Annotated in this window: 40 protein-coding genes and 1 pseudogene; 19 read left to right on the forward strand and 22 right to left on the reverse strand. The window is 60.2% G+C overall.

All coding sequences use genetic code 11. The features are described from left to right. Window positions 1–13: 13 nt before the first annotated feature. The 7 genes and pseudogenes from ACSFCA_RS12270 to ACSFCA_RS12300 form a co-directional block, all read left to right on the forward strand. A pseudogene (locus ACSFCA_RS12270) lies at window positions 14–1,249 on the forward strand (styrene monooxygenase/indole monooxygenase family protein); the annotation flags it as partial. After that, window positions 1,223–1,747 carry a flavin reductase family protein gene (locus ACSFCA_RS12275; RefSeq protein WP_258355311.1) on the forward strand — a complete coding sequence of 175 codons (525 nt, stop codon included), beginning with the start codon at window positions 1,223–1,225 and terminating at the stop codon, window positions 1,745–1,747. The pseudogene ACSFCA_RS12270 and the gene ACSFCA_RS12275, both read left to right, overlap by 27 nt. 46 nt (window positions 1,748–1,793) lie before the next feature. Then, on the forward strand, window positions 1,794–3,077 hold the full coding sequence (locus tag ACSFCA_RS12280; protein WP_435459699.1) for a dienelactone hydrolase family protein: 1,284 nt from the start codon (window positions 1,794–1,796) through the stop codon (window positions 3,075–3,077). 145 nt (window positions 3,078–3,222) lie between these two features. Further along, a complete protein-coding gene (locus tag ACSFCA_RS12285; protein ID WP_258349695.1) occupies window positions 3,223–4,008 on the forward strand; it encodes a winged helix-turn-helix domain-containing protein in 786 nt (261 codons plus the stop codon). Between the two features lie 895 nt (window positions 4,009–4,903). Beyond that, entirely contained in the window at window positions 4,904–5,053 is a 150-nt protein-coding gene (locus ACSFCA_RS12290) for a hypothetical protein (RefSeq protein ID WP_435459700.1), read from the forward strand. 3 nt (window positions 5,054–5,056) lie between these two features. Beyond that, a complete protein-coding gene (locus ACSFCA_RS12295) occupies window positions 5,057–5,299 on the forward strand; it encodes a hypothetical protein (protein ID WP_435459701.1) in 243 nt (80 codons plus the stop codon). 39 nt (window positions 5,300–5,338) lie between these two features. Further along, a complete protein-coding gene (locus ACSFCA_RS12300; RefSeq protein WP_435459702.1) occupies window positions 5,339–5,608 on the forward strand; it encodes a hypothetical protein in 270 nt (89 codons plus the stop codon). Window positions 5,609–5,742: 134 nt separating this feature from the next. Here ACSFCA_RS12300 and ACSFCA_RS12305 read toward each other — a convergent pair whose 3' ends face one another. From ACSFCA_RS12305 to ACSFCA_RS12325, 5 genes are all read right to left on the reverse strand, one after another. Then, entirely contained in the window at window positions 5,743–6,141 is a 399-nt protein-coding gene (locus ACSFCA_RS12305) for a helix-turn-helix transcriptional regulator (protein ID WP_435459703.1), read from the reverse strand. Further along, a complete protein-coding gene (locus tag ACSFCA_RS12310) occupies window positions 6,138–6,356 on the reverse strand; it encodes a hypothetical protein (protein ID WP_435459704.1) in 219 nt (72 codons plus the stop codon). The genes ACSFCA_RS12305 and ACSFCA_RS12310 overlap by 4 nt, the downstream gene beginning before the upstream one ends. Next, window positions 6,353–6,865, reverse strand: coding sequence for a hypothetical protein (locus ACSFCA_RS12315; RefSeq protein WP_435459705.1), 513 nt, complete (start codon window positions 6,863–6,865; stop codon window positions 6,353–6,355). The genes ACSFCA_RS12310 and ACSFCA_RS12315 overlap by 4 nt, the downstream gene beginning before the upstream one ends. Before the next feature lie 79 nt (window positions 6,866–6,944). Then, window positions 6,945–7,634: an antA/AntB antirepressor family protein gene (locus ACSFCA_RS12320; protein ID WP_435459706.1), complete on the reverse strand. Its 690-nt coding sequence runs from the start codon at window positions 7,632–7,634 to the stop codon at window positions 6,945–6,947. Between the two features lie 16 nt (window positions 7,635–7,650). Continuing rightward, a complete protein-coding gene (locus ACSFCA_RS12325) occupies window positions 7,651–7,890 on the reverse strand; it encodes an Arc family DNA-binding protein (RefSeq protein ID WP_435459707.1) in 240 nt (79 codons plus the stop codon). Between the two features lie 87 nt (window positions 7,891–7,977). On the opposite strand from ACSFCA_RS12325, the gene ACSFCA_RS12330 reads away from it, so the two are divergent. Continuing rightward, window positions 7,978–8,736 carry an Arc family DNA-binding protein gene (locus ACSFCA_RS12330; protein WP_435459708.1) on the forward strand — a complete coding sequence of 253 codons (759 nt, stop codon included), beginning with the start codon at window positions 7,978–7,980 and terminating at the stop codon, window positions 8,734–8,736. A 288-nt stretch (window positions 8,737–9,024) separates the two neighbouring features. Here the strand turns inward: ACSFCA_RS12330 and ACSFCA_RS12335 are convergent, their stop codons facing one another. Further along, window positions 9,025–9,222, reverse strand: coding sequence for a helix-turn-helix transcriptional regulator (locus tag ACSFCA_RS12335; RefSeq protein ID WP_435459709.1), 198 nt, complete (start codon window positions 9,220–9,222; stop codon window positions 9,025–9,027). A gap of 502 nt (window positions 9,223–9,724) precedes the next feature. Then, window positions 9,725–10,816, reverse strand: coding sequence for a hypothetical protein (locus tag ACSFCA_RS12340; protein WP_435476785.1), 1,092 nt, complete (start codon window positions 10,814–10,816; stop codon window positions 9,725–9,727). 390 nt (window positions 10,817–11,206) lie between these two features. Between ACSFCA_RS12340 and ACSFCA_RS12345 the strand changes: the two genes are divergently transcribed. Next, window positions 11,207–11,830, forward strand: coding sequence for a hypothetical protein (locus ACSFCA_RS12345; RefSeq protein WP_435459712.1), 624 nt, complete (start codon window positions 11,207–11,209; stop codon window positions 11,828–11,830). 80 nt (window positions 11,831–11,910) lie between these two features. On the opposite strand, the gene ACSFCA_RS12350 is transcribed toward ACSFCA_RS12345, so the two are convergent. From ACSFCA_RS12350 to ACSFCA_RS12360, 3 genes are all read right to left on the reverse strand, one after another. Then, window positions 11,911–12,207 carry a hypothetical protein gene (locus ACSFCA_RS12350; RefSeq protein ID WP_435459713.1) on the reverse strand — a complete coding sequence of 99 codons (297 nt, stop codon included), beginning with the start codon at window positions 12,205–12,207 and terminating at the stop codon, window positions 11,911–11,913. 178 nt (window positions 12,208–12,385) lie between these two features. Then, the gene (locus tag ACSFCA_RS12355) at window positions 12,386–12,862 is read right to left on the reverse strand and encodes a hypothetical protein (protein ID WP_435459714.1); all 477 of its coding nucleotides are present in this window, start codon (window positions 12,860–12,862) and stop codon (window positions 12,386–12,388) included. A 126-nt stretch (window positions 12,863–12,988) separates the two neighbouring features. After that, window positions 12,989–13,936: a hypothetical protein gene (locus ACSFCA_RS12360; RefSeq protein ID WP_435459715.1), complete on the reverse strand. Its 948-nt coding sequence runs from the start codon at window positions 13,934–13,936 to the stop codon at window positions 12,989–12,991. 163 nt (window positions 13,937–14,099) lie between these two features. Here ACSFCA_RS12360 and ACSFCA_RS12365 point away from each other — a divergent pair, with 163 nt between their 5' ends. Further along, window positions 14,100–14,876 (forward strand): hypothetical protein, encoded by a 777-nt coding sequence (locus tag ACSFCA_RS12365; protein WP_435459716.1) that lies wholly within the window; start codon window positions 14,100–14,102, stop codon window positions 14,874–14,876. 63 nt (window positions 14,877–14,939) lie between these two features. Continuing rightward, window positions 14,940–15,359 carry a hypothetical protein gene (locus ACSFCA_RS12370; protein WP_435459717.1) on the forward strand — a complete coding sequence of 140 codons (420 nt, stop codon included), beginning with the start codon at window positions 14,940–14,942 and terminating at the stop codon, window positions 15,357–15,359. Window positions 15,360–15,657: 298 nt separating this feature from the next. Here the strand turns inward: ACSFCA_RS12370 and ACSFCA_RS12375 are convergent, their stop codons facing one another. The 11 genes from ACSFCA_RS12375 to ACSFCA_RS12425 form a co-directional block, all read right to left on the reverse strand. Beyond that, window positions 15,658–16,092: a hypothetical protein gene (locus tag ACSFCA_RS12375; protein WP_435459718.1), complete on the reverse strand. Its 435-nt coding sequence runs from the start codon at window positions 16,090–16,092 to the stop codon at window positions 15,658–15,660. Then, the gene (locus tag ACSFCA_RS12380) at window positions 16,082–16,618 is read right to left on the reverse strand and encodes a helix-turn-helix domain-containing protein (RefSeq protein ID WP_435459719.1); all 537 of its coding nucleotides are present in this window, start codon (window positions 16,616–16,618) and stop codon (window positions 16,082–16,084) included. Before ACSFCA_RS12380 ends, ACSFCA_RS12375 begins: the two co-directional genes overlap by 11 nt. Beyond that, window positions 16,503–16,919 (reverse strand): hypothetical protein, encoded by a 417-nt coding sequence (locus ACSFCA_RS12385; RefSeq protein ID WP_435459720.1) that lies wholly within the window; start codon window positions 16,917–16,919, stop codon window positions 16,503–16,505. Before ACSFCA_RS12385 ends, ACSFCA_RS12380 begins: the two co-directional genes overlap by 116 nt. 103 nt (window positions 16,920–17,022) lie before the next feature. Further along, entirely contained in the window at window positions 17,023–17,445 is a 423-nt protein-coding gene (locus ACSFCA_RS12390; protein WP_435459721.1) for a helix-turn-helix domain-containing protein, read from the reverse strand. Beyond that, window positions 17,442–17,564: a hypothetical protein gene (locus tag ACSFCA_RS12395; RefSeq protein WP_435459722.1), complete on the reverse strand. Its 123-nt coding sequence runs from the start codon at window positions 17,562–17,564 to the stop codon at window positions 17,442–17,444. Before ACSFCA_RS12395 ends, ACSFCA_RS12390 begins: the two co-directional genes overlap by 4 nt. Further along, entirely contained in the window at window positions 17,561–17,752 is a 192-nt protein-coding gene (locus ACSFCA_RS12400) for a hypothetical protein (protein WP_435459723.1), read from the reverse strand. The genes ACSFCA_RS12395 and ACSFCA_RS12400 overlap by 4 nt, the downstream gene beginning before the upstream one ends. Window positions 17,753–17,757: 5 nt before the next feature. Then, window positions 17,758–17,970 (reverse strand): hypothetical protein, encoded by a 213-nt coding sequence (locus ACSFCA_RS12405; RefSeq protein ID WP_435459724.1) that lies wholly within the window; start codon window positions 17,968–17,970, stop codon window positions 17,758–17,760. Then, a complete protein-coding gene (locus ACSFCA_RS12410; RefSeq protein ID WP_435459725.1) occupies window positions 17,967–18,473 on the reverse strand; it encodes a hypothetical protein in 507 nt (168 codons plus the stop codon). The genes ACSFCA_RS12405 and ACSFCA_RS12410 overlap by 4 nt, the downstream gene beginning before the upstream one ends. Continuing rightward, entirely contained in the window at window positions 18,470–18,856 is a 387-nt protein-coding gene (locus tag ACSFCA_RS12415; protein WP_435459726.1) for a hypothetical protein, read from the reverse strand. The genes ACSFCA_RS12410 and ACSFCA_RS12415 overlap by 4 nt, the downstream gene beginning before the upstream one ends. Then, a complete protein-coding gene (locus tag ACSFCA_RS12420) occupies window positions 18,856–19,668 on the reverse strand; it encodes a hypothetical protein (protein WP_435459727.1) in 813 nt (270 codons plus the stop codon). The genes ACSFCA_RS12415 and ACSFCA_RS12420 overlap by 1 nt, the downstream gene beginning before the upstream one ends. An 81-nt stretch (window positions 19,669–19,749) precedes the next feature. Next, on the reverse strand, window positions 19,750–20,196 hold the full coding sequence (locus tag ACSFCA_RS12425) for a helix-turn-helix domain-containing protein (RefSeq protein ID WP_435459728.1): 447 nt from the start codon (window positions 20,194–20,196) through the stop codon (window positions 19,750–19,752). Window positions 20,197–20,265: 69 nt separating this feature from the next. On the opposite strand from ACSFCA_RS12425, the gene ACSFCA_RS12430 reads away from it, so the two are divergent. Continuing rightward, window positions 20,266–20,544, forward strand: coding sequence for a YdaS family helix-turn-helix protein (locus ACSFCA_RS12430; RefSeq protein WP_435459729.1), 279 nt, complete (start codon window positions 20,266–20,268; stop codon window positions 20,542–20,544). Between the two features lie 97 nt (window positions 20,545–20,641). Here the strand turns inward: ACSFCA_RS12430 and ACSFCA_RS12435 are convergent, their stop codons facing one another. After that, complete coding sequence (locus ACSFCA_RS12435; protein ID WP_435459730.1) at window positions 20,642–21,010, reverse strand: hypothetical protein; 369 nt, start codon at window positions 21,008–21,010, stop codon at window positions 20,642–20,644. Here ACSFCA_RS12435 and ACSFCA_RS12440 point away from each other — a divergent pair. The 7 genes from ACSFCA_RS12440 to ACSFCA_RS12470 all read left to right on the forward strand — a co-directional run bounded on the left by ACSFCA_RS12440 (window position 21,009) and on the right by ACSFCA_RS12470 (window position 25,679). Next, window positions 21,009–21,434 (forward strand): hypothetical protein, encoded by a 426-nt coding sequence (locus ACSFCA_RS12440; RefSeq protein ID WP_435459731.1) that lies wholly within the window; start codon window positions 21,009–21,011, stop codon window positions 21,432–21,434. The two genes, ACSFCA_RS12435 and ACSFCA_RS12440, sit on opposite strands and share 2 nt — an antisense overlap. Next, window positions 21,431–21,739, forward strand: a complete 309-nt coding sequence (locus ACSFCA_RS12445; protein WP_258349665.1) for a hypothetical protein — start codon at window positions 21,431–21,433, stop codon at window positions 21,737–21,739. Before ACSFCA_RS12440 ends, ACSFCA_RS12445 begins: the two co-directional genes overlap by 4 nt. Before the next feature lie 112 nt (window positions 21,740–21,851). Further along, window positions 21,852–22,235: a hypothetical protein gene (locus ACSFCA_RS12450; protein WP_435459732.1), complete on the forward strand. Its 384-nt coding sequence runs from the start codon at window positions 21,852–21,854 to the stop codon at window positions 22,233–22,235. Next, window positions 22,232–23,146, forward strand: a complete 915-nt coding sequence (locus tag ACSFCA_RS12455) for a helix-turn-helix domain-containing protein (protein ID WP_435459733.1) — start codon at window positions 22,232–22,234, stop codon at window positions 23,144–23,146. The genes ACSFCA_RS12450 and ACSFCA_RS12455 overlap by 4 nt, the downstream gene beginning before the upstream one ends. Then, the gene (locus ACSFCA_RS12460) at window positions 23,143–24,846 is read left to right on the forward strand and encodes a DnaB-like helicase C-terminal domain-containing protein (RefSeq protein ID WP_435459734.1); all 1,704 of its coding nucleotides are present in this window, start codon (window positions 23,143–23,145) and stop codon (window positions 24,844–24,846) included. Before ACSFCA_RS12455 ends, ACSFCA_RS12460 begins: the two co-directional genes overlap by 4 nt. A gap of 39 nt (window positions 24,847–24,885) precedes the next feature. Next, the gene (locus ACSFCA_RS12465; RefSeq protein ID WP_435459735.1) at window positions 24,886–25,140 is read left to right on the forward strand and encodes a hypothetical protein; all 255 of its coding nucleotides are present in this window, start codon (window positions 24,886–24,888) and stop codon (window positions 25,138–25,140) included. Beyond that, a complete protein-coding gene (locus tag ACSFCA_RS12470; protein ID WP_435459736.1) occupies window positions 25,137–25,679 on the forward strand; it encodes a hypothetical protein in 543 nt (180 codons plus the stop codon). Before ACSFCA_RS12465 ends, ACSFCA_RS12470 begins: the two co-directional genes overlap by 4 nt. Window positions 25,680–25,734 lie beyond the last annotated feature (55 nt).

Raw genomic sequence — 25,734 nt, forward strand, 5'->3', positions numbered from 1 at the left:
CTGGAGTGAACGCATGAAGCGACGCGTGGCCATCGTCGGCGCCGGACAGTCCGGCATGCAGCTCGCGCTCGGCCTGCAGCGCGCGGGGCACGAGGTGACGGTTTTTTCGAACCGCGCGGCGCGGGAGATTTTCGAGGGACCGGTGATGTCCAGCCAGTGCATGTTCGAGACCGCGCTGCAGACCGAGCGCGAGCTGGCGCTGGACTGGTGGGCGGGCGAGTGCCCACCGGTGGAAGGCATCGGCATGACGGTGCGCAACCCGGAAGGCGGCAAGGCCATCGAATGGAACGCAAGGCTCGACGCAGCTGCGCAGTCGATCGACCAGCGGCTCAAGATACCCGCCTGGATGGCGGAGTTCGAGAAGCGCGGCGGCCGGCTCGTGCTGCAGGACGTGGGGCTCGATGCGTTGGAAGCTTGCGCTGCAACGCACGATCTTGTGGTCGTTGCAAGCGGCAAGGGCGAGATCTCGCAATTGTTCGAGCGCGACACGGAGCGCTCGCTATTCGATCGACCTCAGCGTGCACTGGCGCTGACCTACGTGAAGGGGATGAAGCCGCGCGAGCCGCACTCGGCCGTGTGCTTCAACCTCATTCCCGGCGTGGGCGAGTACTTCGTGTTCCCGGCGCTGACCACCACGGGGCCCTGCGAGATCATGGTGTTCGAAGGCGTGCCGGGCGGCCCGATGGACTGCTGGACCGATGTGAAGACGCCGCAGGAACACCTCGCGCGCAGCAAGTGGATTCTCGACACCTTCCTGCCGTGGGAAGCGGAACGCTGCACGGACATCGAGTTGACCGACGACAACGGCATCCTCACGGGCCGCTTCGCGCCGACGGTGCGCAAGCCGGTGGCGACGCTGCCTTCGGGGCGCAAGGTGCTGGGGCTGGCCGACGCTGTGGTGCTCAACGATCCGATTACCGGCCAGGGCGCCAACAACGCGGCCAAGAGCGCGGACATCTACCTGAAGCGGATCCTCGAACGCGGCGACGCACCGTTCGACGCCGCGTGGATGCAGGAGACCTTCGACCGTTACTGGGAAGGCTATGCCCGCTGGGCCACCGACTGGACGAACAGCCTGCTCGCGCCGCCGAAGCCGCACCTGCTGAAGCTGCTGCAGAGCGCCACCCACATGCCCGCGGTTGCGAGCACCATCGTCAACGGCTTCGATGATCCGCGCGTCTTCGCGCCCTGGTGGTTCGATGGCGTCGAGGCAGACCGCTTTCTGGAAGCCCGGGCGCGCGAGGCGGTTGTCGACCGCTTCGACCGACGCGACTTTCGCAAGGCCCTCGGACAGTTCACCACCGGCGTGACCGTCATCACGACCCGGGCCCTCGACGGCCGTCGCGTGGGCATGACCGCCAATTCGTTCTCTTCGGTTTCGCTGGACCCGCCGCTGGTGCTGTGGAGCCTGGCCCGGCAGGCGCCGAGCGTGGCCGACTTCACCGGCGCCAGCCACTTCGCGATCAATGTGCTGGCGGCACATCAACACCACCTGTCGCGCCAGTTCTCGACGCCGCAGGCGGACAAGTTCGGGGGGGTGGACTGCTGCGAAGGCACGGCCGGCGTGCCGTTGCTGAGTGGCGTCATCGCCCGGTTCATCTGCCGCAACGTGAAGCAGTACGACGGCGGTGACCACCTGATCTTCATCGGCGAAGTCGAGCGCTACGACCGCTTCGACGGCGAGCCGCTGGTCTTTCATTCGGGCTACTACCAGGTGACCACGCGACATCCGGAATGCGTGCAATGAGCGCATGGCCCGCACCATCATCCAACCCTTGAACGGAGCAGTTCACATGCAGGAAAAAGCGCCCGACGCCACGCACCACATCCGCATCCAGGCCACCGACGGCAGCGGCAGTTTCAGCGGCTACCTCGCCGTGCCACGCTCGGGCGCCGGCCCGGGCCTTGTGCTCGCGCAGGAAATCTTCGGCGTGAACGCCACGATGCGCGAGGTAGCTGACTACTACGCCGAGGAAGGCTACGTGGTGCTCGTGCCCGACTTGTTCTGGCGCCAGGAGCCGAACGTGGAGCTTGGCTACTCGCCGGACGACTGGCAGCGTGCCTTTGCCCTCTACAAGGGCTTCGACGAGGCCCGCGGCATGGAAGACATGCAGGCCTCGATCAGTGCGCTGCGCCAGCGCCCCGAAGTGCAGGACGCCAAAGTCGGCGTACTCGGCTTCTGCCTCGGCGGCAAGCTGGCCTACCTGGCGGCCTGCCGCACCGATGCTGATGTCGCCGTCGGCTACTACGGCGTGGGCATCGACGCCACGCTCGACGAGGCCGACGAGATCAAGCGCCCGCTCACACTGCACATCGCAGAGCTCGACAAGTTCTGCCCGCCCGAGGCGCGCGACCGCATCGTCGCCACGCTCCAGGGCCGGCCCGGCGTCTCGCTGTATGTGTATCCCGGCATGGACCACGCCTTCGCACGCGCCGGCGGCGAGCACTTCCACAAGCCCTCGGCGCTGATGGCGCACGAGCGCAGCATCGCCACGCTGAAGGACGCCATCGGCCCGCACTACGACCTCTCGGCGCTGTGGGACAAGCACTGCGAATACGAGTTCGCCACCCGCAACGTCGACGACACCATGTCGACCATGGTGGCCGAGCCGTACGTCAACCACATCCCGACCATGACCGGCGGCGTGGGCTACAAGGCGCTGCACGCGTTCTATACGAACCATTTCGTCAACAGCAATCCGCCCGACACCTCGCTGGTGCCGATCTCGCGCACGGTGGGCGCCACGCAGGTGGTCGACGAGATGCTGTTCTGCTTCACGCACACCACCGAGATCCCGTGGATGCTCCCGGGCGTGGCGCCCACGGGCAAGCGCGTGGAAGTGCCGCTGCTCGCGGTCATCAAGTTCCGCGGCGACAAGCTCTATCACGAGCACATCTACTGGGACCAGGCCAGCGTGCTGGTGCAGGTGGGTCTGCTCGATGCGAAGCTGCTGCCGGTGGCAGGCATCGAGACGGCGCGCAAGCTGCTGGACGAGACGCTGCCGTCGAACACCTTGATGTACTTGGGTAACAGAGGTGGGCAAGCGAGCCTGGAAATCTACGCACAGACCACGTAAGCCCAGGTCGGGCATTCGAACACCGTCTTTGCGAACGCAGAGAGGCAACGCCGCCTCATCGGCAGAAATGATGAATTAGATCAATAACTCCTCGATGCATATAAAAGTGCAACGGCTCCACCTGGGCGCTGGAACAGGAGAACTTGTGCGACTGTATGTTTCCCCGCTTCCTTTCGAAACCGCACTGAGCGGCTCGTTTCTCGGCACCAGCCATGCACGCAGCGCAGAGCTCGACGAGGACATGGACCCCATGCGGGTCTTGCTTATCGACCATCAATCGACCCAGTGCAAGACCTTCAACGAAGGACTGGAGAGAAACGGTTTCACCGTGGACATCGTGAACAGCGAAAGCGCAACCGCGAACCCGGTCATCGCACAGGACTACGCGCTCATCCTCCTGAACTCGATGCGACCTGGCCAGGACGGAGTCCATGCCGTTCGAACGATCCGGCGCAAGACGGATGCACCTCTCCTGGTTCTGACCGAACGCGACAGCGTTGCCGCTCGCATAGCGGGCCTGGAGCTTGGAGCGAACGACTATCTGGTCAAGCCGTTCCAGTTTTCCGAACTGCTTGCCCGCGTCAAGGCGCTGGCCCGCAGCACCGGTGCACGCCATCAACCAGTGCTTCGCCTGGCCGATCTGGAGCTCGACGAGCGGCGCGCAAAGTTCTCCCGCGATGGGACCGAACTCGAACTGACCAGGATGGAGTTCACGTTGCTGGTGGTGTTGCTTCGCAACCAGGGCAAGGTACTTTCACGGTCCCTGCTCGCCAGGCGCGTCTGGGATATGGAATTCAATGCCAAGACCAACGTGGTCGACGTAGCCATCCTTCGCCTGCGCAGCAAGCTTGACGCCCCGTTCGAGTCGAAGCTGCTGCATACGGTGCGAGGCGAGGGGTACGTCCTCGAGGAACGTACCGAACCCTTGTAGAGCAAGAGCTGAAGAGAGGGAGCGAAAACGCACACTGCGTGTCGCGGACTAGAGCAGGCTCTCGAGCACCAGTGGTGCCAGCAGATCGATCTTCCAGTGTGACCAGACAGCGGTCACAGAGCCAACCGCGCCAGTTCGCGATCAATGTCTGTCGAGGGTTCGGAAACTGTTATTTCAACCGAGCTCTCAAGAGTGCGACGTTGATCAACACCAACTATGTTCTACAGCGTTCGGTCCAACGGCCTTCGTGCCGGCGCATCGCCGAAGCAATCCGGTTGCCGCGAAGCAGCAAAGTCTTCAAAGCGAGCTGGAAGCGTAGTCTGAAGATGGCTGAGCAGCCTCCAGAAAAGTGATCCGACTGCACAGAATTTGTGCCGGGCACTGGCTAGCCGTTGGAATCTACGTCAGGTTGGCCAAGAAAAAATCTTCTTAACGCACCTCGAATGGCCAAAGTTTGCCTCGAGTCACAACGATTTGGAGTTGCTTGGGACTGGAAGTTGGCCCCGGAGGGGATTGAAGGTCAGGCTGCAGGCCGCGTCAGCATTCGATTCCCTCGGTTGGCATGCAAAATGTTCCCCCATCCGTTCCCCCGCTTTGATCGTACTTGTTTTGGGGTGCACTGGCGGGCACGTGGCCGCTCCGAATGCGAGCACCGGGCCCAATGTGATCTGGACGGAGGGAACCCAATTGCCTGCGCGCGCGGCCCGATTCGACCACAGCTGGGCGGCCATCTGCACGGCCTGAATCTCGCGTGCGCGCACGCGGTCGGGGGAGGTGTCGAGGAGGTTCAAAATGCGACCTTTCCAACGAGGAGACAAAAGTGGTTGCACCGAATAGACGGAGCCTCGTCAATCAGCACGAGATTCACGTATCCCTTCTGCCAGGACAAAGCGCTGTGTCCGTCAGCGTCAAAGCACCATCGGGCAAGGTGTCGCACCCGCAAAAGGTCGACGTCACGCCTTTGCTCAATGGCGGCCTCACTGAAGTGCAGGCGCTCGAGTGGGTAGATCACCTTGTCGGCGTCGCGCTCGAGACGACTGACTGAGCGATGCCCAAACCGACCCGCACCGCCAAGCAGCTTCAGCAGATGCTGATACAGCGAATCGAAGCCTTGCCAGGCCTTCGAGGCCAGCAGACGGATGTGCATCGCGGTGGCGTGGTCGGCACCGGCATCAGTGGAGATGACGGCCCCAGCTGGACGGTGCGCGCGGTCAGCGACCGCGGCACGCACCGCGCTGATATTGCTCAGCTCATCCGCACGCTGCAGGGGCAGTTCGACCTGGAGGCTTGAGGCGCGCGATACCCCGCGCTTCACAATGAGGAGACCGACATGCGCACCCTCAAGATCGGCGGAGATCACACCCAGGCCGGCACGGGCCGGATCGTGACCTACCAGGTTGAATACGGAATGGAAGACGGGGCTTACACCGGCAGTTGGGGCGGCGAGGTACTGCTGCTTGGCGGGAAACGCTTTCAGTTGGTTGGGGGCGTGCTCACGAACGTGACCCGCGACACCATCGGTCAGGCCGTGACCTTGGCGCTGAATGCCGAAATCGATTCGCTTGATCTCGTTGCGTTGAATAAGGCGAACGGCTACTGACATCACGCGTCCTCCGAGAACAGGCTGAGTTGCTGTGCGCGCTGCTTTGCCTAGGCGAGCAGGGTAGTGCCATCAAGGCCATCCGAAGGTTCACCGCAAGCTGCGACCTCCTGTCACAGAGGCCTGGGCCATGTTCACGCTGCAATTCCTTGTTCGCGCAACCAGGTCGTCACGTCGCCGGCGCGCCAGCGGGTGCAGCGCGTGCCGTTCTTGATCGGCTGCGGGAAATCGGCCACCGCCATTTTCCGGCGGATCGTCGATTCGCCAAGCCCGGTGAGCTGCTCTACAACACCGATGCGCAAGAGGGCGTCTGGTACGAGGGCCGCCTGCAAAGGCTGGGCGGCTGGCGTTCGTTGCTTGTGTGCGGGAGCCGAGGATCGAGGTTCGCCGAGTTCGGCCAACTCGGCGGTGGCCTGAATCTTGGCCCACAGCTCGGCCGGCACATTGACGGTCAGCCACCGGCCGGCTCCAGAGCGACTTCTGTTCGGGTCGCTGTGCCTGCACTGCAGCAGTTCGTGGATGAGCTCCATCATGCCGACGTTCCGCCACGGGTTGCCTCGACCACAACGGCTTGCACGATGGCGTTCCGGATACTCGCGCGACCACCGACGGGGGCTGCACTCCACATTGCTGGAAAGCTTGCGTCGATGTGCTCCATCACCGTGAAGGCGACCATGTCGGCGTCGATCTTCGTCGCGGGCTTGGGCACCAGGTGCAACGTGCGCTTGCGGAGGTTGGCCGAGCTCATGCCAACACCTCATGTGCGCTTTTCGCGAGCTTCTCGACTGTCCAGTAGCACATCGAAATGAATCGATCGCCGAGGCGGAATCCACGCTTCCCGTTGTAGAGATCTTCTTGCGACTGAGCTTCCAGATGCTCCGCGAGGGAACGAGCTTGCAGGATGGCATCCTGTGCTGCATCAGTGAGCGCGAAGCCAACAGCCACTTCATTGGCTGCAACCAGCAGGCTCGCAACGCACTGCACCATGCCGACCAAGCCGGGGGCTTCGCCTGGTTCGTCGAATGAGCCATCACCGCCGAAGTTGTGGGCGAGGAGGCTTGCGATGGTCTCGGCCTGATCAAGCAGATCGAGTAGGGCCGTGTTCTCTTGAACGCTGGTCACAGCCGTTGCTGCCGTTGGTTCGGTAGTAGGGGCGGTGGTGGTGCCGGCGACGGCTGTTCCGGCGGTGGCAACAGCAGTCACGGTTTTAGTGACAGGAGTTGCTGTTTTGGGTTGGTGCGTGCTAACCTTGGACATGATTCAGGTTCCTTGCTAGGGTTCTCGGGTCACAGAAGCCCCAACGGTTGCCGCCGTCGGGGCTTCGCCTTTTGTGGGTTCAGTTCGCAGTTGACGGGGCTAGCACCTCCTGCAGGATGGACTCGTGGTAGCTGTGCACAGTCCCGAAACGCGGGTCGCGCACGTCGCCGATGACCAAGCCTTTTTCGCGCGACAGCGCCGCGCACTTCCGGCCGAGGTTTGCTGCCGTGCGGGCGTCGATTGGGCGCCCGATCAGGTTGGAGTAGCCGAGGACGGTGAAGTGCTTGTTCTCGGGCTGCGTGCGAGCCTCGATGACGGCCACGTTCTCCTGCAGGCGGGCAAGCTCGGTGGCCTGGCGCGTCTGTTCCTGCTCGATCGCATCCTGGCGCACCAGCGCATCGATCAGCGCGGCGGTGCGCGCATCGCGGACCGCCGGGACAGCCACGGATTTCACGCGGCGCTCGCACTCCAGGAAGTACTCGCGCACCTCACGGCCCTTGGCAGTGCCAGAGAGCATGCCAATGTGCTTGCCGGCCTCGACGGTGAAGTGATATTCCACGGAGGGGCGGCCACCGGCGAGGTTTACGCCCTTTTGGGCGAGAACCACATAGTCGCTGTTTTCAACGAAGCCGCCGCGCTTGATCTGGGCCTTTGCCCAGTTGGTGTAGTCCTTGCCGACGCCGAGCTCTCGGTGGAGCTCGCGGCCGTTGATGGTGGGGGTGAGTTCGTCGCCGACCTGGCGCGAGTTGATGGCGATGTTGATGGACATTGCTAGGGTTCCTGGGTTACTTGCTGGACTGCACGGCCGCGAGTTGCCGCTCGTCGGACCGTTCTTCTAAGGTAGCAGTTGAAAGGCGATCTCCGCTAGGTTGCCGGATGCGCTTTCCCTTGAAGGTCGAGCGCAGGCGGTGCAGGATCTCGGCATTGAAAGTGCGCTCGCTCTCCGAGGCCGATTCGTGGAGCGCGGCGTGGAGATCTCGGGGCACTCGGAGCGCTGTTTTCACGAAATCTTTTTGAGTGGCCATGTCTTTAAAATGAAGGCGTTGATGAAATGTACGATGCCTTGAAAATGAAGGCAATAGATGACTTCAAATTAGGGCTAAGATTTCTGAATGGCCACCTCCTACCAAGACGACTACATGAAGACGGCGCTGCGGCTCCCGCGGGACCTGCATGCGAAGATTCAGGAAGCGGCTACAGCGAGCGGCAAGAGCCTCAATAGCGAACTGATTGCGCGCCTTCAGCACGCTTCTGATGTTCCGAAGGTTCTCTTGCCGATGATGAGCCAGTTGCAGTACGACCTGGCTGCCGAGCGGGTACATCGGCATCGAGTCCAAGTCCGTCTGACCGAGATTTGCGACACCGTCAAAGAGTTGGGGCGCAGGTCTCCTGACATGACTCTTGAGGAATTGCAGAAGGGTTTGCAAGTCGTCATCGCGCTGGCCAACGATGCTCTGAAAAAGCACCGAGGCACGTTCAGTGAGTTGCGTGACGCGTACCGCGAAGCCGAAGAAGCAGCCTTGGACCTTAGCTCGCTGTATTCCGAACTCGATGCGGAAGAGAGGCAGGACTCCTTGAGCCATGCGCCTGTCCCAGAAGCTGATGAAGCGAAGCGCGTGCGATCGCCGGAAACTATCAAAGCGGCGGAGGTGATGTTGAAGGGATTGCGAGCAGGAAGTGCTAGTCGCACCCGCAAGCCCGAGCAATCCGAAGCAGACTCGGCGGCGCCTGGTGAAAAGCGGCGCGTGCTGCTCGGTCCCGATGGACCCATTGAACGCAAAGTGCTGACCGAATCGTCTCAGTCGAGCAGTGAGACCGAGCCATTGCCAATTCGGAAGGTCCTCCGCCGCACCCGCAACTCTAAGGGTTGACCTGCAGTTCGAACTTGGATGAGCGAAAACGACATGCTGCTGCTCGGCTGCCTGCTGTTCGTGGGCATGCTCGCGCTGGCCAGGATCTGCCACGATGTTCTGTACGAGGACGGGCGTGGCAACGAGAGCAAGCCCTGACCGATTCACTGCGAGAGGTTTCATGCCCTGCAGGTTGCCCGTGTTCGCCGGCAAAGTCAGGGTGAAATGTTTCACTAGGGATTGCCTGAGGCGCCCAGCGCTCCGCTGACGGTGTCCCGCCATGGTTGTGCTCATGATTGATTTCCCCGCTTAGAGGGACGCGATCAGCTTGTCGATGTCGGAGGCTCGCCAGGCGCTCGTGCGCGGGCCGAGCTTGATGGCAGCGGGGTAGCGACCGTCCTTGACGCCCTTCCACCAAGACGCCCGGCCGACCGGTACTTTGGTGAGGACTTCAGGGAGGCGCAGCAGCCTGTCGGCTGGCGGTACGGATTCAGTATCACGGGTCATAAGTGCTTTCAAGTCAAGCGGCCAAAATTTCCCGGACCCGGTTAAACTTTTCCTGTCCTGCCAGACGGGTGCCAGTTCCTTCGGGTTCGGGTGCTCAAGAGGGCCGCTTGCGTGAACCGCTCGCGGCCCTTGCCTTTTGGGGTGCTGTTAGGGCACCTGGTAGTCCAAATCGGTTCGATGAATGCTATCGTGCTTCATCCCCCAGCGCATGTGGACAAGGTTGTGAATAAGCGCTGAGCATCTTGTTCATAGGCTGGAATAGCCGGGAAGTCCATAGATCTGCGAGTCCTTGATCGAGAGGGCGGCGTTGGGGTAGAGCCATATTGCGTGAACGACAGGTCCCTTTGTTGAAGATCTTGAACGTGTCGATGTCCTTGTGGTCGATTTCTTCGACAACCCGCGGTGCATCCGATGTGCTGCGGTATGGGGCAATTTGATCGTTGTGGTGCTATTTAATCTATAGCACTACGGCAGCTAAGTAGGCAGCTTGCCGGCCCGGTAGTTACTCTGCGGGCTTAGTGATAACGGCGCTTTTCCACTCCCGGCACCAGCGCTCAATTACTGGCTGGCTTTCTAAGCGCTCGAATTTTTGCAGCATGTCGCGCGCGAATGCGGCTACGCCTTTGTATCGTGAAGGATCTGCTTGCCAAGCATTCCAGCATTCGCGTACTGCCGCCTTCTCAAACTGCTTCGGGTCTTTTGCAAGCTTGGCGGCTGCGCCAGCTTTACCAATCTCGGTTCGCGCGTCTTGTCGAATCTGCATTTCTAATTTTGCGTGCATGTCTGCGCGCATCTTGCTCAGTTGCGCGTCCGAGAGATTGCGCTCCGCATGGCAAATGATCTCCATCGCCTCTACGAGGAGTGCTCCTACCGCGACAGCATCTGAGACTTTCCAAGGGAGTTCACCCGCATGGATACGGATTCCATTCTCAGTCTGCTTCTCATTGATGTGCAGCCGCCACTCTGCTTCGGTGACTTTCGTCAGCGCCAAGACTGCATAGAACTCCGCATCGACCGCAGACTCGAACCCCTCCACTGGACCGTATGGATATTCGGAGTTCAGAACTTCTTCAAGCGTGTCGAAGTCGGCCATGTCATCCTTGGGGAATGAAGGGCGGTCGTCTGCCCAACTCGGCCAGTTCTCCAGAAGATGACGAATGTCCTGCTCAGAGTAGGGAATGGGGTAGCCGTCAGGATCCTCCGTTCCACCGGGAAGGTATTGCAGTTCCCAACCTCCCTGGTAGTAGATGCGAGCTGCCTCGGATTTGATGAATTCCTCGGTTGCTTCAGCATGCCGTTGTGCTCTCAACTCGCCGATCCACTCTTCAACGGCCTCGGCCGCCCGGTCAATCTGTTCCTCGGTTCGATTCTTGAGAATCCTTTCGGCGCGCCACCTGACGGCGGGTAGAGCGGGGAAGTGCTTTCGAATGCGATAGTCAATCACACCCGTGATATTGCCATCAACACGAGGGAGAGGCGCCGGTGGCGAGGGTTTCTCCGCGATCTGAACCGTGGAGCTGCCGGTTGCAATATCGCTCCACAGCGAAGGAGGAGTGATGGCCGCATTTACCGTCAGGATGGTCTTGCACGACAACGCGACTTGGGAGGACTACGCCGCTTTGCATGCTGCGATGGCGCAGCGCAACCTTGTCGATGTGATAACCGCAGACAGCGGTGTGGTGTACAGGCTTCCGCCCGCGGAGTACTACGGCACGGGCAATGTGACTATCGAGCGGGTTCGAGAGATCGCTTGCGAAGCTGCCGATACGGTCGGGAAGCGCTACTCAGTCTTTGTTACTGAGGGCGGTCGCCGCGCTTGGCGGAGCTTGGATCCTGTGTGATGTCTCCGGGGAAACGGATGCCGCAAGGCCTGCCGGTTCGACCCCGGCCCCGGCACCAGCTGTTGCGGGCAACACGAGGGAAGGGCGACTGACGTTGATGCGGGGACAGTAGCATCAGGTCAAACTCGAGGAGGGAGGATCGGATGTCTCCGTTTCAGGTCTTGACGCTGTGGTCTGCAGTCGCGCTGGCGATCACGACCGCCACCAGTTGGACGAGCCTGGTTGTCTGGGCGGACAAAAATCCGAACATGGCGTCTTGGGTCCAGGCCGTAGGCGCGATAGTCGCGATCGTTGGCGCATTCTTGATTTCAGATCGGCAGCATCGAGCTGCTGTCCAAGCGCAGAGGGAAAGTGCTGCGCACAGCGCAGTCGATCGGCTCTCGATAGTGAAAACTCTTCTTGCCCGCGCGATCGCGATGGTCAACCTGCTGCAGCGAGAGTACGAAGAAGGGCGCTTGTACGAGGTGAGTGCTGCTGAGCTTGAAAATTTGGTCGATTGCAAGGATGCGCTCGACAAGTTGCCGGTGCTCGAAATTCCATCGGCGAGGGTTGTTCTCTATCTGTCCTCTGTGCCCCGTGGCCTCAGCGAACTCCACTCTGCGTGGACTGCCGCCTCAGCATTCATGCGGATTCATGCTCCTGAACTTAAAGTGCAGTCGCATGAAAAGCTCACGGCAAAACTGCCTGAAGTCCTGGAACTGATTCGGCTTGCCGGAGCGGCGTGCGAAGAGGAAATGGATCGACTGCGTCGCGAGGCTGGCTTATGAAGAGCACTGTGCAGGATGTGCCTATTCGGCCAGCATAAAAAAGCCCGCGCGAGACGGGCTTGGCTTTGAATGGATGCGTGTCACCAGCCATCACGGCGATAACGCTCCGCGATCACTCGATACGCTTGACGCGTCGAATCGATGTATGAAAGCCAAATACTGTAGAGAAGGAGGATGAATCCTGCGGCTGCGAAGGTGAGAAAGGTCCAGCCTGCGGCCGAGGAGTCTGCAGGAGGGGCAAGGGACTGGACAACAAGGACTATGTTGGCCGCAGCCCAGCCAATGGCCAGAAAGACGACGCCCGCCACAGCGTGGATCACCCAGCGCCATTGTCCGAACCTGTGCGCGACCCAGCCCGTGTTGAGAAGAATGAGCATCCTCACCTCGACATGATATTTTCCTGGGGGCTGAGCGTATCCGGAATCGAAGCGCGTGGCGACAGATTCCGTCGTGACCGAAAAGGCGCCATGTCGTCCCGGCAATAGGAAAGCCCGCCCGAGAAGGGCTTGGAGTGCGACTGCTTACCCGATGCGGACGATAGGCCTTTTGGGGAAGTCAGTCAGGGGTGAGCATTCTTTCCCCGATATAGAACAGCCCCCACATGGTCACGCAGAGCATCTGAAAGAAAAGCAGCAGATAGAGACCGGAAAAAACTAGCTTTGCTGGAGCATAGAGTTGGGTGGGAAGCAGATCTTTGATGAGGGGGGCAACCGTCAGAGAACCAATGGCCATAACCGTCAGCACAACACTTGCAACAGTAAGGAAGGCAAACATCACGCACAGCAGCCTACGGCGCGTCAAAGAAATCGGCTGCGGCGTTAATTCCCCGTTGTGCAAAATCCTGAGTGTTGGAGCTTCTCCTGGCATTGCTCTGTCCATGTGAGGATTGTTGAACGTCGCAACTGCTGCAAGCGCCGCAATGTAAAAACCAGGCAGGCTCTGTACGAAAGCTAGGATTTTCGAAAGAATGCCTGTCGGGCCAAAAACGTCAATGCTTCCGGGAAGCAGCCAGCCAATAAAAATTGCGGCCAATGAGCACCCGGAGGGGATGAACCAATTAACGACTGTTAGTCGCTTTGAGGAATGCCGTATCCAAAGATACGAGAATGGCCGCGTCAGTTCAATAATCATAACCTTGCGTCCTTAAGGCAGGAGATATTAAATTAACTCCAGCATTCCGTCAATAATTGTTTTGTCAATTTTGGTAGATTGCGATGGAAGATCCGAATCAAAACTTACATGCTGCTTTCGAGTAAACGATTTTTCAAGTGCGTCGATTGAAAACTGCTCCTCTCTAGGCTTTCCATCCGAGTCCTTAAAGCGAATTCGTGCTGCATGAAGTACTTTGGTTTTGCGAGCTTCCTTGACCGCGTTCACCAAGCCAGCCAACGAGACTTTGGAGGCGTCGAAGGGTTTTATCTTGAGCACTTGCTTTTTGACTTGGAGATTTCCGCTGTTATCGAATTTTTCGGAAATATCGGTTATTAAATCCATCGAAATGAATCGGCCGGCATTAATGTCGTCCTTTAGTGTTTGGCTCTGGTGGCCCGCAGCAGAGAATTCATAGTCGACTTCATATGTCACTGGATTTCCATCTTTTCCAATAGATCCGCCTGGTTCGGCGAAGTGGAAGAGAGCTGCGTGGCGCTTCACGGTTTTCACTGCTTTCATTAATTGCTTAAAAAGCTTTTCGATGATGGACGCTGTAATACCGGCGCCATAGGTCACCATTACTAAGGCCGTCTGGCTATTGTTGTCAACCCGCACTACGATATGAGTCGATACATCTATGCCTTCTTCCTTGGTTTTCCCGCCAGGACGGACGGCCTTTGTTTTGAAGTGCTTAAATGCTGGGTCGGCAATGCTTAAATCGGCGCGATTCACCAGAATCTGATATGTATGACTTGCGGAGTCGTACCTCCAGTCAGTTATCTCGATGAGTTCGTTTGATCGCCTGTGGAGACTTATTCCAGTCGGCTTTCCCTTATTGATCGCTTCAATTGCTTCTTTGAAGCTAACGCAAGATGGTCTACTAATCGCTGCATTTTTGCTTTTAGAAGAAATTGTTAAGTCGTAGAAAAAGACTAGACGTTCACGTGTTTTCATGGTTGCCCTCCTTCGGTGATTGTCGTGCTCACTGCAACAATTTGTATGCTCGTCATCCCTTGTTGGAAGGCTACCGGCGACGGCGAGAGTCCGGCCTGAGTTGAGTTATCACAACCGAAAAGCCCGTGTTCAAGCTTTCCGAGAATCCGCGCTAGAAAAGCGCATGCCTGAACCTCGCGGCCGTCGCCACCCTCTGTTCCTTCGGCTGACCAAGCCGATCGATCCTGTCTACCCAGATGCCGTGACGCCCGTGGCCTGGGACGATGACGAGCCGCTGGAGGAAGCGAAGGGTGTGGTCTACATCGTCACTCGCCAGTGCGCGCGGATGCGTACCTGGGCGCGGCAGCTACGCAAGCTGCACGATGCCGATGAGACCTACAAGACGGAGGAGGGGCTCAGCCCACTCAGCGCCGCTCCTCTACGAGAGGCGAACCTGCGCGAACTCGGGACCAGCCTCGACCTCTACTTGGGACATGGCGGCGTAGTCCTCTCCGCGCAGTCCGCCGTGCGTGCATACGTGACCACCGACTTGCTGGCGGTCGTGACAGATCGCGCCGGCGGCGATGCCGTCGGCTTCGTGTCTTTCAGCCTGCAATGGGTCGTCGATGCCTTCCTTCGACCGAAAGGCGAAGCCGAGCTTGAAGTCGAACTGGACCAGGCATGGATCGCTCCGGCCTTTCGCAGGCGGCGCTGGGGCGAGACCGCGGCGATCGCGATTGCTTTCGTCACGAAGCGGCACGTGGACCACATTCAGGCAACAACGCGGTGGCCACGAGACTTCTCCGCACGACTTCAGCTCACCGTCGGTGCAGACCTCTACAGCCACAGTGGCGAAGCGCTGCTCGCGAAGTGCGCCGAGTATGTGTCGTTCCAGTTCGGCTTTGAATCTGAGCCGCAGCGACTGGAGGTGTCGGAAATCGTGCTGGATGGGCGGTGGTAGGTAGCGATAGCGGCTGAGAGAGCTGCCGATATAGTGACGTCGAATCACTTTTCAGGCGCCACCATGGATCTCTCTGTCTCGACTCTCGTCATCAGTTCAGTCCTCGCCGTCGTTGGCATCTCTATCTCGATCGCTGCACTGGATGAGGCAAAGCGTGCCTGGTTGTTTGGCTTTTGGAAGCGCTGGACGGGCAGGGCGTTCGTCGTCGTGATGATCGTGAACTCTGTCCTTGGTATCACTCAGTTCTGGTGGCTCAAGGCAGCACCCGGAAGGGGCGAGATCCTTATGCTCGTGGTACACGCGTTTAACCTGTGCTCGGCAGTCTTCATCATCTTCATGTCGGAACTGGAGAAGGCTCTTGAAGTTCGAAACGCCAAGCGAGTTGCGCTCGAAGAGACGATCAAACGGCTCGAACTGAAGATCGAAGCCCTGACTTCGTTCAAAGCGATGCCAGCGACCGTCGACAGCAGTAAGCGGCTATAGGGCGAGGGGCTAACCTTGGAAGGTGCGAACTCCGGCAGGCAAGACATCCTCCTCGCCTCGCTTCGCGCGACGGTTTTGCTCGTGACGGAAGGCGCGCTCCTCAAGCTTCATCTGGATCTGAGTGTCCGGAGCGCCACGAAGCATCCGGCAGGCTTTGCAAGAGCAGGACTTCGGGGTTTGCTTTGATGGCATCGCGGCGATTATCGGGACGGTAGCGCTCATGAAAAAGCCCGCTCGAGGCGGGCTCTGTAGTGTGTCGCGGACCGGCTACATGAGTGGCGAGCGCCTCATACAGCGATTAGCTAGGCGCCACAATTCTCACGTCAAGCCTATTGCCTTGAAGCTCGCCTTCTTCAGTGATTATGAATACGTCAATCTGTCCATCTTTCTCGACCGTCAACGGTGGGAGCGATAGGGCTACCATCAGCATGTACCCGCGTCGGGTTTCATCGGACACGAATCTCGCGGCCGCTTCTGCCAAGCCGTCCCGCGGGAGTTCGGCTCGTGCGATTTCCCTACCATCGTGCTTAACCGCGATGACTAGGGATTCGAAAGGCTTTTGCTTTGGCGTGCCCACATGGCAAAGGACGAACAACCGGGGGATAACGGCTGGCGCTGCTGCGTTGATCTGTAGGCCACCACCTTGATAGCATCCGATGAGCGACATCTTGCCGTCGACTTCATTCCGAACGTCATCGCAGTATTCGCATAGAACGAAGCGTTCAGTCTTCACCGTCTGGCTCCTCACTGGCAACATCGATTAAGGCAAGTATTTGCTCATTGCTTACTCCTAAAACTGAAGCAAGCTTTTTTATGGTGCGGCCTCGAAGATCAGAGATGTTTTTCTCCCAGCGAGAAATATTGCTCTGCTTGGTGCCCATCAAATTTGCGAGTTGAGCTTGTGACAAGCCAGCTCGCAGTCGTAAGCTGGACAAACTCTCTTGCCCCTCATTCGCCCCTGCAACCAATTCCCCTAGGCGCGTTCTTGCTCCACGCAGAGCCTCTGCCTTTAATGGGTCTGCTTCCAACCTCGCCATGCGGTCAGCCGCCCTGACACCGCGCCTTGGTACATCTTTGATCCAGTGATCCTCTGTGTAGATCACTACCGGGAAAACGACAAAACCAGCGATCGAATTTCCTGTCCTACCAGAGGGAAGGAATACGCAGCCCGTTGTAGCGGGCGATGAGTTCAGAGAAGTCAGGTGCGGTTGTGTCATAGCTAACACTCCGGTGTGGGGTTGCAAGTACGAAGTAATCATCGGTGTCGATGTCGTGCCCGATCAAAATTCTGAAGGGGCAAAGATGGCCGTCCTTGTCGTAGACCTTCAGAAGGTAGATGCGCTTACCAGCGTCCCAGCAGGCCTGAAAGCGCTTGATCTCATAGGGCGGCTCATAGAAGGCTTGCCACTTTGGCGTGTCGCTGCTCAGCGAAGTGAGGGCACTTTCGTCGTTGGAAAGTTCGTCAATGAGAACGTCAATCAACGCTGCCGCAGCAGCGTGCGTAGCGTATAGGGCAGACAATTCTTCATCGGCCTCGTCACAAAATGAGATCGTCGCCATTGTATATCGTTAATGATATGCGCGCATGATACCTCAAGCCTGACGCGCAACAACGTGAGTACCGCCGCTGCTGCGTGCCCCCTGTGCGGGCTTGCTTGAGGTACTACCGACGTTGCTCCCCGAAGAACCGCTCAATGTCCCCGATGGTCTGCTCGATGAGCGCTGTGTCTTCAGGATGCTCGACCAGATCGACCAGCAGGTTGGCCAAATTCTTTCGAAGAGTCGGCCGCTGCTGAGCGGCGATCTCGGCCAGGTACTCCACCAGCGCCCGTACTGACGGCTCGGCATCGGCACCCATGAGCTTGAGCGAGGCGCGCTCTGTCCTGGGCCCTTTGCCCGTCTCCAGCCACTCTGGTGAGACGCGCAATGCTTTTGCGAGCGACACTAGTTCCCGCGGACGCTGGCGCAGGCCGGATTCGATGTTGCCGATCGCGCTCTGGGTTACGCCGACTTCGTCCGCCAACTGGACCTGGCTCCAGCCGAGCGCGCCTCTCGCTTCCTTGATGCGACTGCCAATGGTGCTCATGCCCACCTCCAGAACGCGCGCGCAATCAGGCCGAGCAAGAACAGAACGAACAGCAGGCCGCTGACGCTGGCGCGGCGTGCTGCGGCAAAAGCCCGGTAGAGCAGGGTGAGCGCGATCATGAGGTGGCCGCCTTCTGCTCGATGGCTACAGTCAGGCCACTGAGCGCGACCTTCGTGTAGTGCCGCAGCATGCCGACCTGCTCAGCGCACTTCATGCGCAGCAGTGGTGCCACATCGGCCGAGCTGCTGACCAGGTCCAGTGTGCTCTGGGCGCTGATCAGCACGTCGAGTGGGATCGTGGTCGCCACTGCGCTCACGACCACTCTTTCAATAGCCGCTCACGGCCAGCGGCATCCGCTTCCTGGAACTGCTTCGCCATGAGGCGCGCACGCGCCATGTCTTCGTGGGCGCCTAAGCTGCAGCGGCAGATCTCGCCGTCGACCATCCAGTCGCCGTTCGCGTTTCGCGTGATGCGGTCCTGGGGATTGGCCGCACGGGCGGCTCGATTGCACAAGGCGAATGTCATTGATAGCCCCCGCCCTTTATGGCCCGATATACCTGATAGACGTAGCCCACCACCTCGATCTCGAGTTCGGGCGTGACCTTGACGTATTCGGCTCTGGCCGCCTCGGTCGGGAAGTCGTTGGGGTTCATCTGCAGCATTCCGTGCCAGCAGAAATGCCGCGCGCCGAACCATCTGTAGACCTTGCCGGTGCGCGGATCGATGGGGCCGGCCTTCATGGCACCTGTCACTAGGAATAAGCCCTCGCAGTCGATCCGCTTGCAATCGAAATCAACATCGAGAACGTCTCCGACGACGATGCGGGGATAGGTCGGGTGGTTCTGGCCCCACTCACTACGAATGAGGTGGCGCCCATGCAACTGGCGGAAGTCGGGTTCAACGTCGTCCGCGTGTCGCACATCGATCGGACTGCCAGGTCGCGTTTCGACGGCGATCAAACGACTCGGCTTCGTGATCTGGTTTCGCCGTGCTGGGGCTCGCTGAATGCGTTCGGCAATTGCGTTCATCGCGTCCTCCGGTAGACATTGAGGATGCGGCCGATCACCTGCATGTCGCGGTGGCCTTCGTGGATCTTGATCCACTGATCGCCCTCGAAGATGTGCAGGCCCGATTGGGGCAGGCGTTGGAACATGCGAGCGCCGAACCAGCCGCAGTCCATTGCTGTGTTCGGGTGGGCGATGATGTAGAGGCCTTCGTGAATCACGCGCTGATCGAAGTCGACCTCGATCACGTCGGTGGCCGTGATCTTGTCGCCGTAGCTGCAGCAGTGATGCTGCAGCAGGTGAACTCCGCGTAGTTGGCCTTCGGCCTGGGTGAAGCTGTCACTGACGGGTGTCAGTGGGCTGTCCGGCGCGAGCCGGCGCCCAGCGGTTGCGAGCGCCGTTTCCATCATTCGTCCTTTGCCGCGGCATGGCGTTCGCGGCGACGTTGTGCATGCTCCTCGTGCATGGCAATCTGTTGTTGACCGTCAGCGGTCATCTGTTGGAACACCGGGTGCGCGATGAGCTCGGCCGCTGTGGCCGTAACAGTGCGACCGGTGCTGTCCTGCACGCTGTGGTGATCCGGCGTGCCGTCGCCGCTACCGAAGGCCACGCCACACCAGAACACGCGCCCGATCAGCGTATCCAGCAGGTCAGCGTTGTTGCCTGAAAACACCGGACTCCTGGGATGTACGCGGGTTACGAAAGCGTCGGGAAAGCGAGCGCTCAACCGTTCGCGGGCGCTTTCGGCTTCGGCCCAGAACGGATGCTGACCGTCGAGTCGATGGCCGCGCTTCGTCCAGACCTCGAACACCCCAACATGCTTTCCTTCGCTCAGGCGCGTGGCACGGTTCGCCATGTCTGTCCACTTGACCAACTCCTCGTGTGCCGCGTGCTGCTGCTGGTATGTGCCGATGAGATCCTGGGCCCACTGCGGCAGCGTCCCCTTTCCGTCGACGCCCCAGTCGTTGTTTTCGCGCAGGACCTCGAACTTCGACCACCAGGCGACTGCGACCGCGCGCATGCGTGCGATCGCCTGGAGGGCTGCACTTTCCTTGGGGTCGAACGGTGTTCGATATTCCGGGATCAGGTGATTGCGAGAGGCGGCCTCGTTCTCGATAGGGGTTGGGCCCTTGTCGGCTGTAGAGGGGAGGGGCTTGGCGCCTGTGGGCTGCGGTGCCTTGCTGGGGAGAGACTGTGACCGTGTAAGTGTGGCTTGCATTTATCGCTCCATAAAGCCCGGGATGGGCTGATGAAGCGTATGTTAGGCATGCCTACTTATCAAGTCAATAGGCTCACCTAACTATTTCTGAGGCCCTCCTTGCCTCAGCACGCTTTCGATCTCTTCCAGCAGGCGCGCATACCTAGTCGGGTCGGTCAGATAGAGTTTGAAGAGGTGTTGCAACTCCTCGCGGGACTGCGTTGACGCTTGGCGTATCGCTTCGTCGACGGCCAGGAGTCCAAGGCGCAGCTTGGAATGATGCTCCTCCGACGTCGCGCCAAGCGATGGCAGTGTTGTAGTACTGTAGTTCGCCCAGGGCCGGCCTTCGCCTGTTGCAAGCCAATGCGGATCTGCGCCGTACAGCTTCGCCGCGAGGGCCGCGGTACTTGCGCGCATCGACTTGGTGTTGCCCGAGAACCAGGCGTTGACCGAAGGCGGCTTTGCACCGGTAGCGCGTGCGAGGTCTGCTTGGGTGATTGCCGGGTTTGCTCTGGCGAGAAGTGCAAACCGCTCTTTTAGTGTGCTCATAAGGCAATCCTATCAATGGATTCTTAGGCTGTCCTTGCTAATTTTATTAGGTATGTCTAAGATTGACGGATGATTACTGTCAAAGAACTCGGCGGCCCGACAGAAGTTGCTCGGATTTGCGGCCTTCGTGCTCCGACCGTCCACGGATGGAAGCAGATCCCTGAAAAGCACTGTCCGGCGATCGAGCGGCACCGAGCCGGCGAGATCACAGTGGAGCGGATGCGTCCAGACATTCCGTGGCTGCGCGTTCCTGATCCGAGTTGGCCGCACCCTGATGGACGGCCTGTCATCGACGTGGCAAATGTCGCGCCGATGCCCGAAGCGACGCCCGCTGCTGAAGGGGCGTAGATGTCCCGCACCATCGAACTCTTGCTAGGCGAGAGCCTGACGCTGCGCAGCGGCGCATTTCTGATCGAGCCAGGGAAAACGTATACGTGGATCGTGCCTAGTGAGTTGGGCCCGGGGTTTGTGATGCTTCTTGGATCGCCTCTAGGCGCTGGCGGAGGAGTTGGGCCGACTCTTGCGGAAGCCCAAACGCAAGCCACCCAATCCCAGGATGTCGAATCGCGAGAGTCGTTTTCCCAGATAAGTCGAGTTCCGTATACCACCGCGGGTCGTCGATCGCCAGCATGGGCGCGCCAACTGACGGGTTCATCGGCACGGCATCTGGCTCGTTGGCTGCATGCATCAGCCAAAGTTGTTGCATCACTAGCTGAAGCGCTTCTGCAACCTTGCAATCCTCTGAGGTGACGAGCGTGAATCCCTTCGTTCCGTCGTCGTTCTCGTTGAGCTCGATCTTGAGCAACTGTTTCATGTTCGCCCCTTTCGAAGGCCGTGTTGTGGAACTCGGATTTTCCTTTGGAAGTGGGCGGGCACCCATTCATCGCGGCCTCCGCGCTGGCCATGAGCTGCTGCGCGGCGTCACGTCGACGACGGTTGCACTGAACCGCAAAACGACGTCGCCGTCGATCCATCGCACATCGAGCCTCGACGTGCGCAAGGTGATGCGCGCCGGCATCAGGCCGCTCGGATCCGCATTAGTCGCGATGCTGGTTCGCGTGCTTTGGTGGATCAGGTCCGGATCGTGTGCCGGAGCTCGTCTTGGGGCGATGTGTGAGGTCATGGGAACGAAGTCTCGGAGCGTGCCCCTGCAAGAACCAGCAAGACCGCATGCAGCGATCGGCATGTTCTGGAACGACCTGGCGCCGCGCTGCAACACTCCGGAAGGTGCTGCATGAGCGAGAGCACACACAGCCCCGCGGAATTGGCCCAGAAGATCGTCTCGACGGTGCTCAAGGCCACCCAACGGGAGACGAAGCAGACGGCCATTGCCACGGCCATCGGCATGCCCGAGAGCACGCTTTCGCGGCTGCTGTCCGATCACCTTGAAAAGCTCGCGCTGGTGCTGGCCCATGCGGGACTCCGCGTCGTGTCGAGTGATGCCCGGTGCTTCGACCCTACATACATCGATGCCGTCCTGACCCTCGCGCGTCAGCACATGTCGTCGCTGCAGTCGGTCCGCAGCCTGGAGTGGGAGGACTGATGCGCCGCGCGATCTTGTGGTTCGCCCACTTCCTCTACTGGCTGCGGGTACACCGCGGCAACTTCAGCAACGCCCGCTGGGCGACCGATCACGAAATGGGAGCTTGGCGCCAATGAGCCTCAACCGAAAGAACGAGGCCGATGAGGCCCAAGTGATCTCTGATCTGAACGCCACATTTCCTGGTGTGGACGCAACTTCGCTGCGCCAGTGGTCACGCCATCCCGATCACATCGGTGCGGTCGTGTCGGGTGAGGCTTTGATGCCCGACGGGCTGGAGATCGGCCCTTACATCGCGCTTGAAACCGACGAATACGACGGCTACATCCACCAAGGCTTCGAGGCGTGGGTGAATGCTCGGGGCTGGTACGTCGAACTGTACGAGCCCGGGACGCTCTGGGTGGTCCCGATCCCAGAGATTGCGATCTCGGTCGACAGGTTGACAGCGGCTTGGTTTCCGCCGCCACTGCACCTGCATGGTGAGGTATTGCCATTTTGAGCAACGTCATCACCAACCTATGCAGGCCGCTGCAGGTATCGCCAGCGCAGAAGGCCGTGCTGATGGCACTGGCAGACCGCGCAGACGATGACGGCGTTGCATGGCCGTCGGTTGCGTGGGTGAGCGAGTGGACCTGCCTGGGCCGATCCACGGTTATCCGGGCTGTCAATGCATTGGAATCGCAGCAACTGATCGCCATGGCGCGGGCCGAGGGGCGCACCAGCCGGTGCACGATCGTGATCGGAAACGTGGTTGCGTTGGTGTCTGACCCGTCCCGCAGCGACACGCATACCCGTCCCGATGCGGAACCGGTCGATGGAGATCTGGAGGAGGACAACCCGTCTCTCCGCGGTACGCCTACCCGTCCCGCAGCGGAACTGGTCGAAGCGAATTCTGGTGAGCCTGACCTGTCCCGTATCGGGACTGGTGAACCCGACGATTTCGTGACCAACCAGTCCCAGAGCGGGTCCCGTCCCGCAGCGATACCCGTCCCGCAGCGAGACACCCACCCGTCCCGCAGCGGCACACCTACCCGTCCCGCTCTGATACCACCCCGTCCCGCAGCGGGACCCGATACATCAATATCCATCAATAAGACATCAGATAAGACAAAGAGAGCGCGCGAGAAAACTTCGTCGTTCGATCCGATGACCGTCGAGCTGCCCGACTGGATGCCGGCGGAAACCTGGGACATGTGGGTCCGCTACCGCCAGGAGATCAAAAAGCCCATCACGGAAGACGGCCCTCGACTGCATCTCGGCAAGCTGGCGAAATTCCGCGACGAAGGACACGACCCGGTGCGTGTGATCGAGGCCGTGATCGAAAACCGCTGGCAAGGCCTCTACCTGCCGAAGGACGGCAGCACGAAGTTCGCGCAAGCGGGCGGCGGGAGTCAGGCGGTGGTGCTGTGACGCAGAAGACCTTTCTCGACTTCGGCATCGAGGTGCGCCATACCTCGGGCGAAGAGGACACCACCTGCCCGCAGTGCTCCGAAGCCCGGCGCAACAAGCGCGCGCGCTGCCTGTCGGTGAACATCGACAAGGGCGTTTGGACGTGCCACCACTGCGGCTGGTCGGGCGGCTTGGGCAGCGGCGAGCAGCAACGGCCGGTCATCGTCAAGACCTGGCGCCGGCCCGCGTACATCGCGAACAACACCGAGCTGTCGGATGAAGCGCTGACGTGGTTCGCAGGGCGCGGCATCACGCAGGAGGTGCTGCGGCGCAATCGCGTCGGGTCCGGGACGGCCTATATCCCCCAGGTCGAAGAGCGGCGTGGCGCGGTGATGTTCCCGTACTACCGCGGCGAGGAGGTCATCAACGTCAAGTACCGGACCAAGGACAAGTTGTTCCGCATGGAGGCGGGCGCCGAGCGAGTGCTGTACGGCCTGAACGACATCGGCGAAAAGCTGATCTGGGTTGAGGGTGAGATGGACAAGCTCTCGGTGGAGGTGGCCGGCTTCGCATCCTGCGTCAGCGTGCCTGACGGTGCGCCGACGCCGAACACCAAGAACTACTCCAGCAAATTCGACTTTCTCGACGCGCCGGAGCTCGAGCGCGCGAAGGTCCACATCATCGCGGTGGATAACGACGAGCCGGGCGTGCGTCTCGAGGACGAGCTGCTGCGCCGCCTTGGCCGTGACTCATGCATGGTGGTGCGCTGGCCAGAGGGTTGCAAGGACGCGAACGACGTGCTGGCGATCTACGGTGCCATCACGCTACGCGAGTGCATCGACGCGGCGACATGGGTTCCAGTCGAAGGCGAGCACACCGTGCGCGAGTTCAGGGAGAGCATGGACCGCCTGTATCGCTTCGGCATGCCCAAGGGACTGCGCACGGGCTGGTACAGCGTGGACGAGTGCTACACGGTCATGCCAGGCGAGTGGACGCTGGTGACAGGCATTCCTGGGCACGGCAAATCCGAGTGGCTGGATGCGCTCATGGTGCAACTCGCACACCAGCACGGCTGGCGGTTTGCTGTGTTCTCGCCGGAGAACCAACCGACGGAGTACCACCTGTCGAAGTTGGCCGAGAAGTACATGGACAAGCCGTTCGCGGACGGTCCCACCGAACGCATGACGCCTAAGGACAAAGACGATGCGATCGACTTCCTGGACCAGCACTTCGTTTTCATCCTTCCGGAACTGCCAACCGTCGACGCTCTGATCGAGCGCCTGCGCTCCATCGTCAAGCGGCATGGGGTGCAAGGTGTGCTGCTCGATCCATGGAACGAGATCGACCACACCCGGCCGAGCGGCATGAGCGAGACGGAATACATCAGCCAGAGCCTGTCGAAGTTCCGCGCGTTCGCGCGCTCGCATGGCGTCCACCTCTGGATCGTTGCGCACCCGACCAAGTTGGAGAAGAAGCAGGACGGCGGCTATCCGGTGCCCACGCCCTACGACGTGGCGGGCTCCGCGCACTGGCGCAACAAGGCGGACAACTGCGTCACGGTGTGGAGGGACCAGACCACTCAGACCGACTTCGTGGAGATCCACGTTCAGAAGATTCGGAAGAAGTCGGTCGGCCGCGTGGGGTTAGTGAAGCTGCAGTACCTGCGGCTCACGGGCAACTACGTCGAAAGCACCGGGCCCTACGCCCGGACGCGCGGATGACCAATCGGAATATCTAACCCAAGACCAGGAGGTTCCCCAATGAGCATGAAGGAATTCGAGCAGTACCTGAAGGCGTCGGACTTCTTCCACGACGCGATGAACACGCACCGCACCGCGACGGCCGAGGTGATTGCCAGCTTTGCGCTGTTGCTGAAGCAGGACGGCAAGGTCACTGACGCCCAGCTGGATCGGCTGCTCCGCCGGCTCGCTGACGCCACCGGACGCCCTTCGGTGGATGGCAGCCGCCGCATCCTCGTCGCCCGGATCGAAGACACCGTGAAAGGTCGCGCATGAACGTGATCGAGCGCTACGCCGGCGCAGTTCGTTCGACGAACCTGGAGATCAACGAGCGCACGACTCGCTCAGACTCAGACGTGCTGGGAGCGATGGGGCTCGCTGCCCGTGAGTTTCCCTTGGCCGTGGCGCTGCAGCGGCTGTTCCTGGGTGACAGCACCGCGGCGCGTGAGCTGGTCGAGATCCTGGCCGACGACGCCTGGCGGCAGGCGAGGGCGATGAAGGTGAAGCTCAACCGAGTTCAGGCCTATGACCTGGCGCAAGGCTGCGTCGCATGGCATCGCAACCCGACATGCGACAGCTGCGGCGGCCATGGGGCAACGGTCATCCCAGGCAGTACGACGCTGGGTGTGAAGTGCAAGCCCTGCAAGGGCACCGGGCGCACTTCGTTGGCCAAGCTGTTCAAGGAGCACGCGGAGATCGCCGACTGGCTCGTTGCTCACATGGAGAAGCACCAGGCGATGGCCGGGCCGGAGGCGATGAAGCAGATTGCGGGGTATCTGGACCTGAAGATCGCTGCAGCCGAGGCGGCAAAGTAAAAACAATTTACACGACTGCCGTTTCCGCTTTAAAATGGCGTGGCCTGTACAAATC

The sequence above is a fragment of the Variovorax multivorans genome (genome assembly GCF_051216835.1).
In the GTDB taxonomy this organism is placed as follows: domain Bacteria; phylum Pseudomonadota; class Gammaproteobacteria; order Burkholderiales; family Burkholderiaceae_C; genus Variovorax.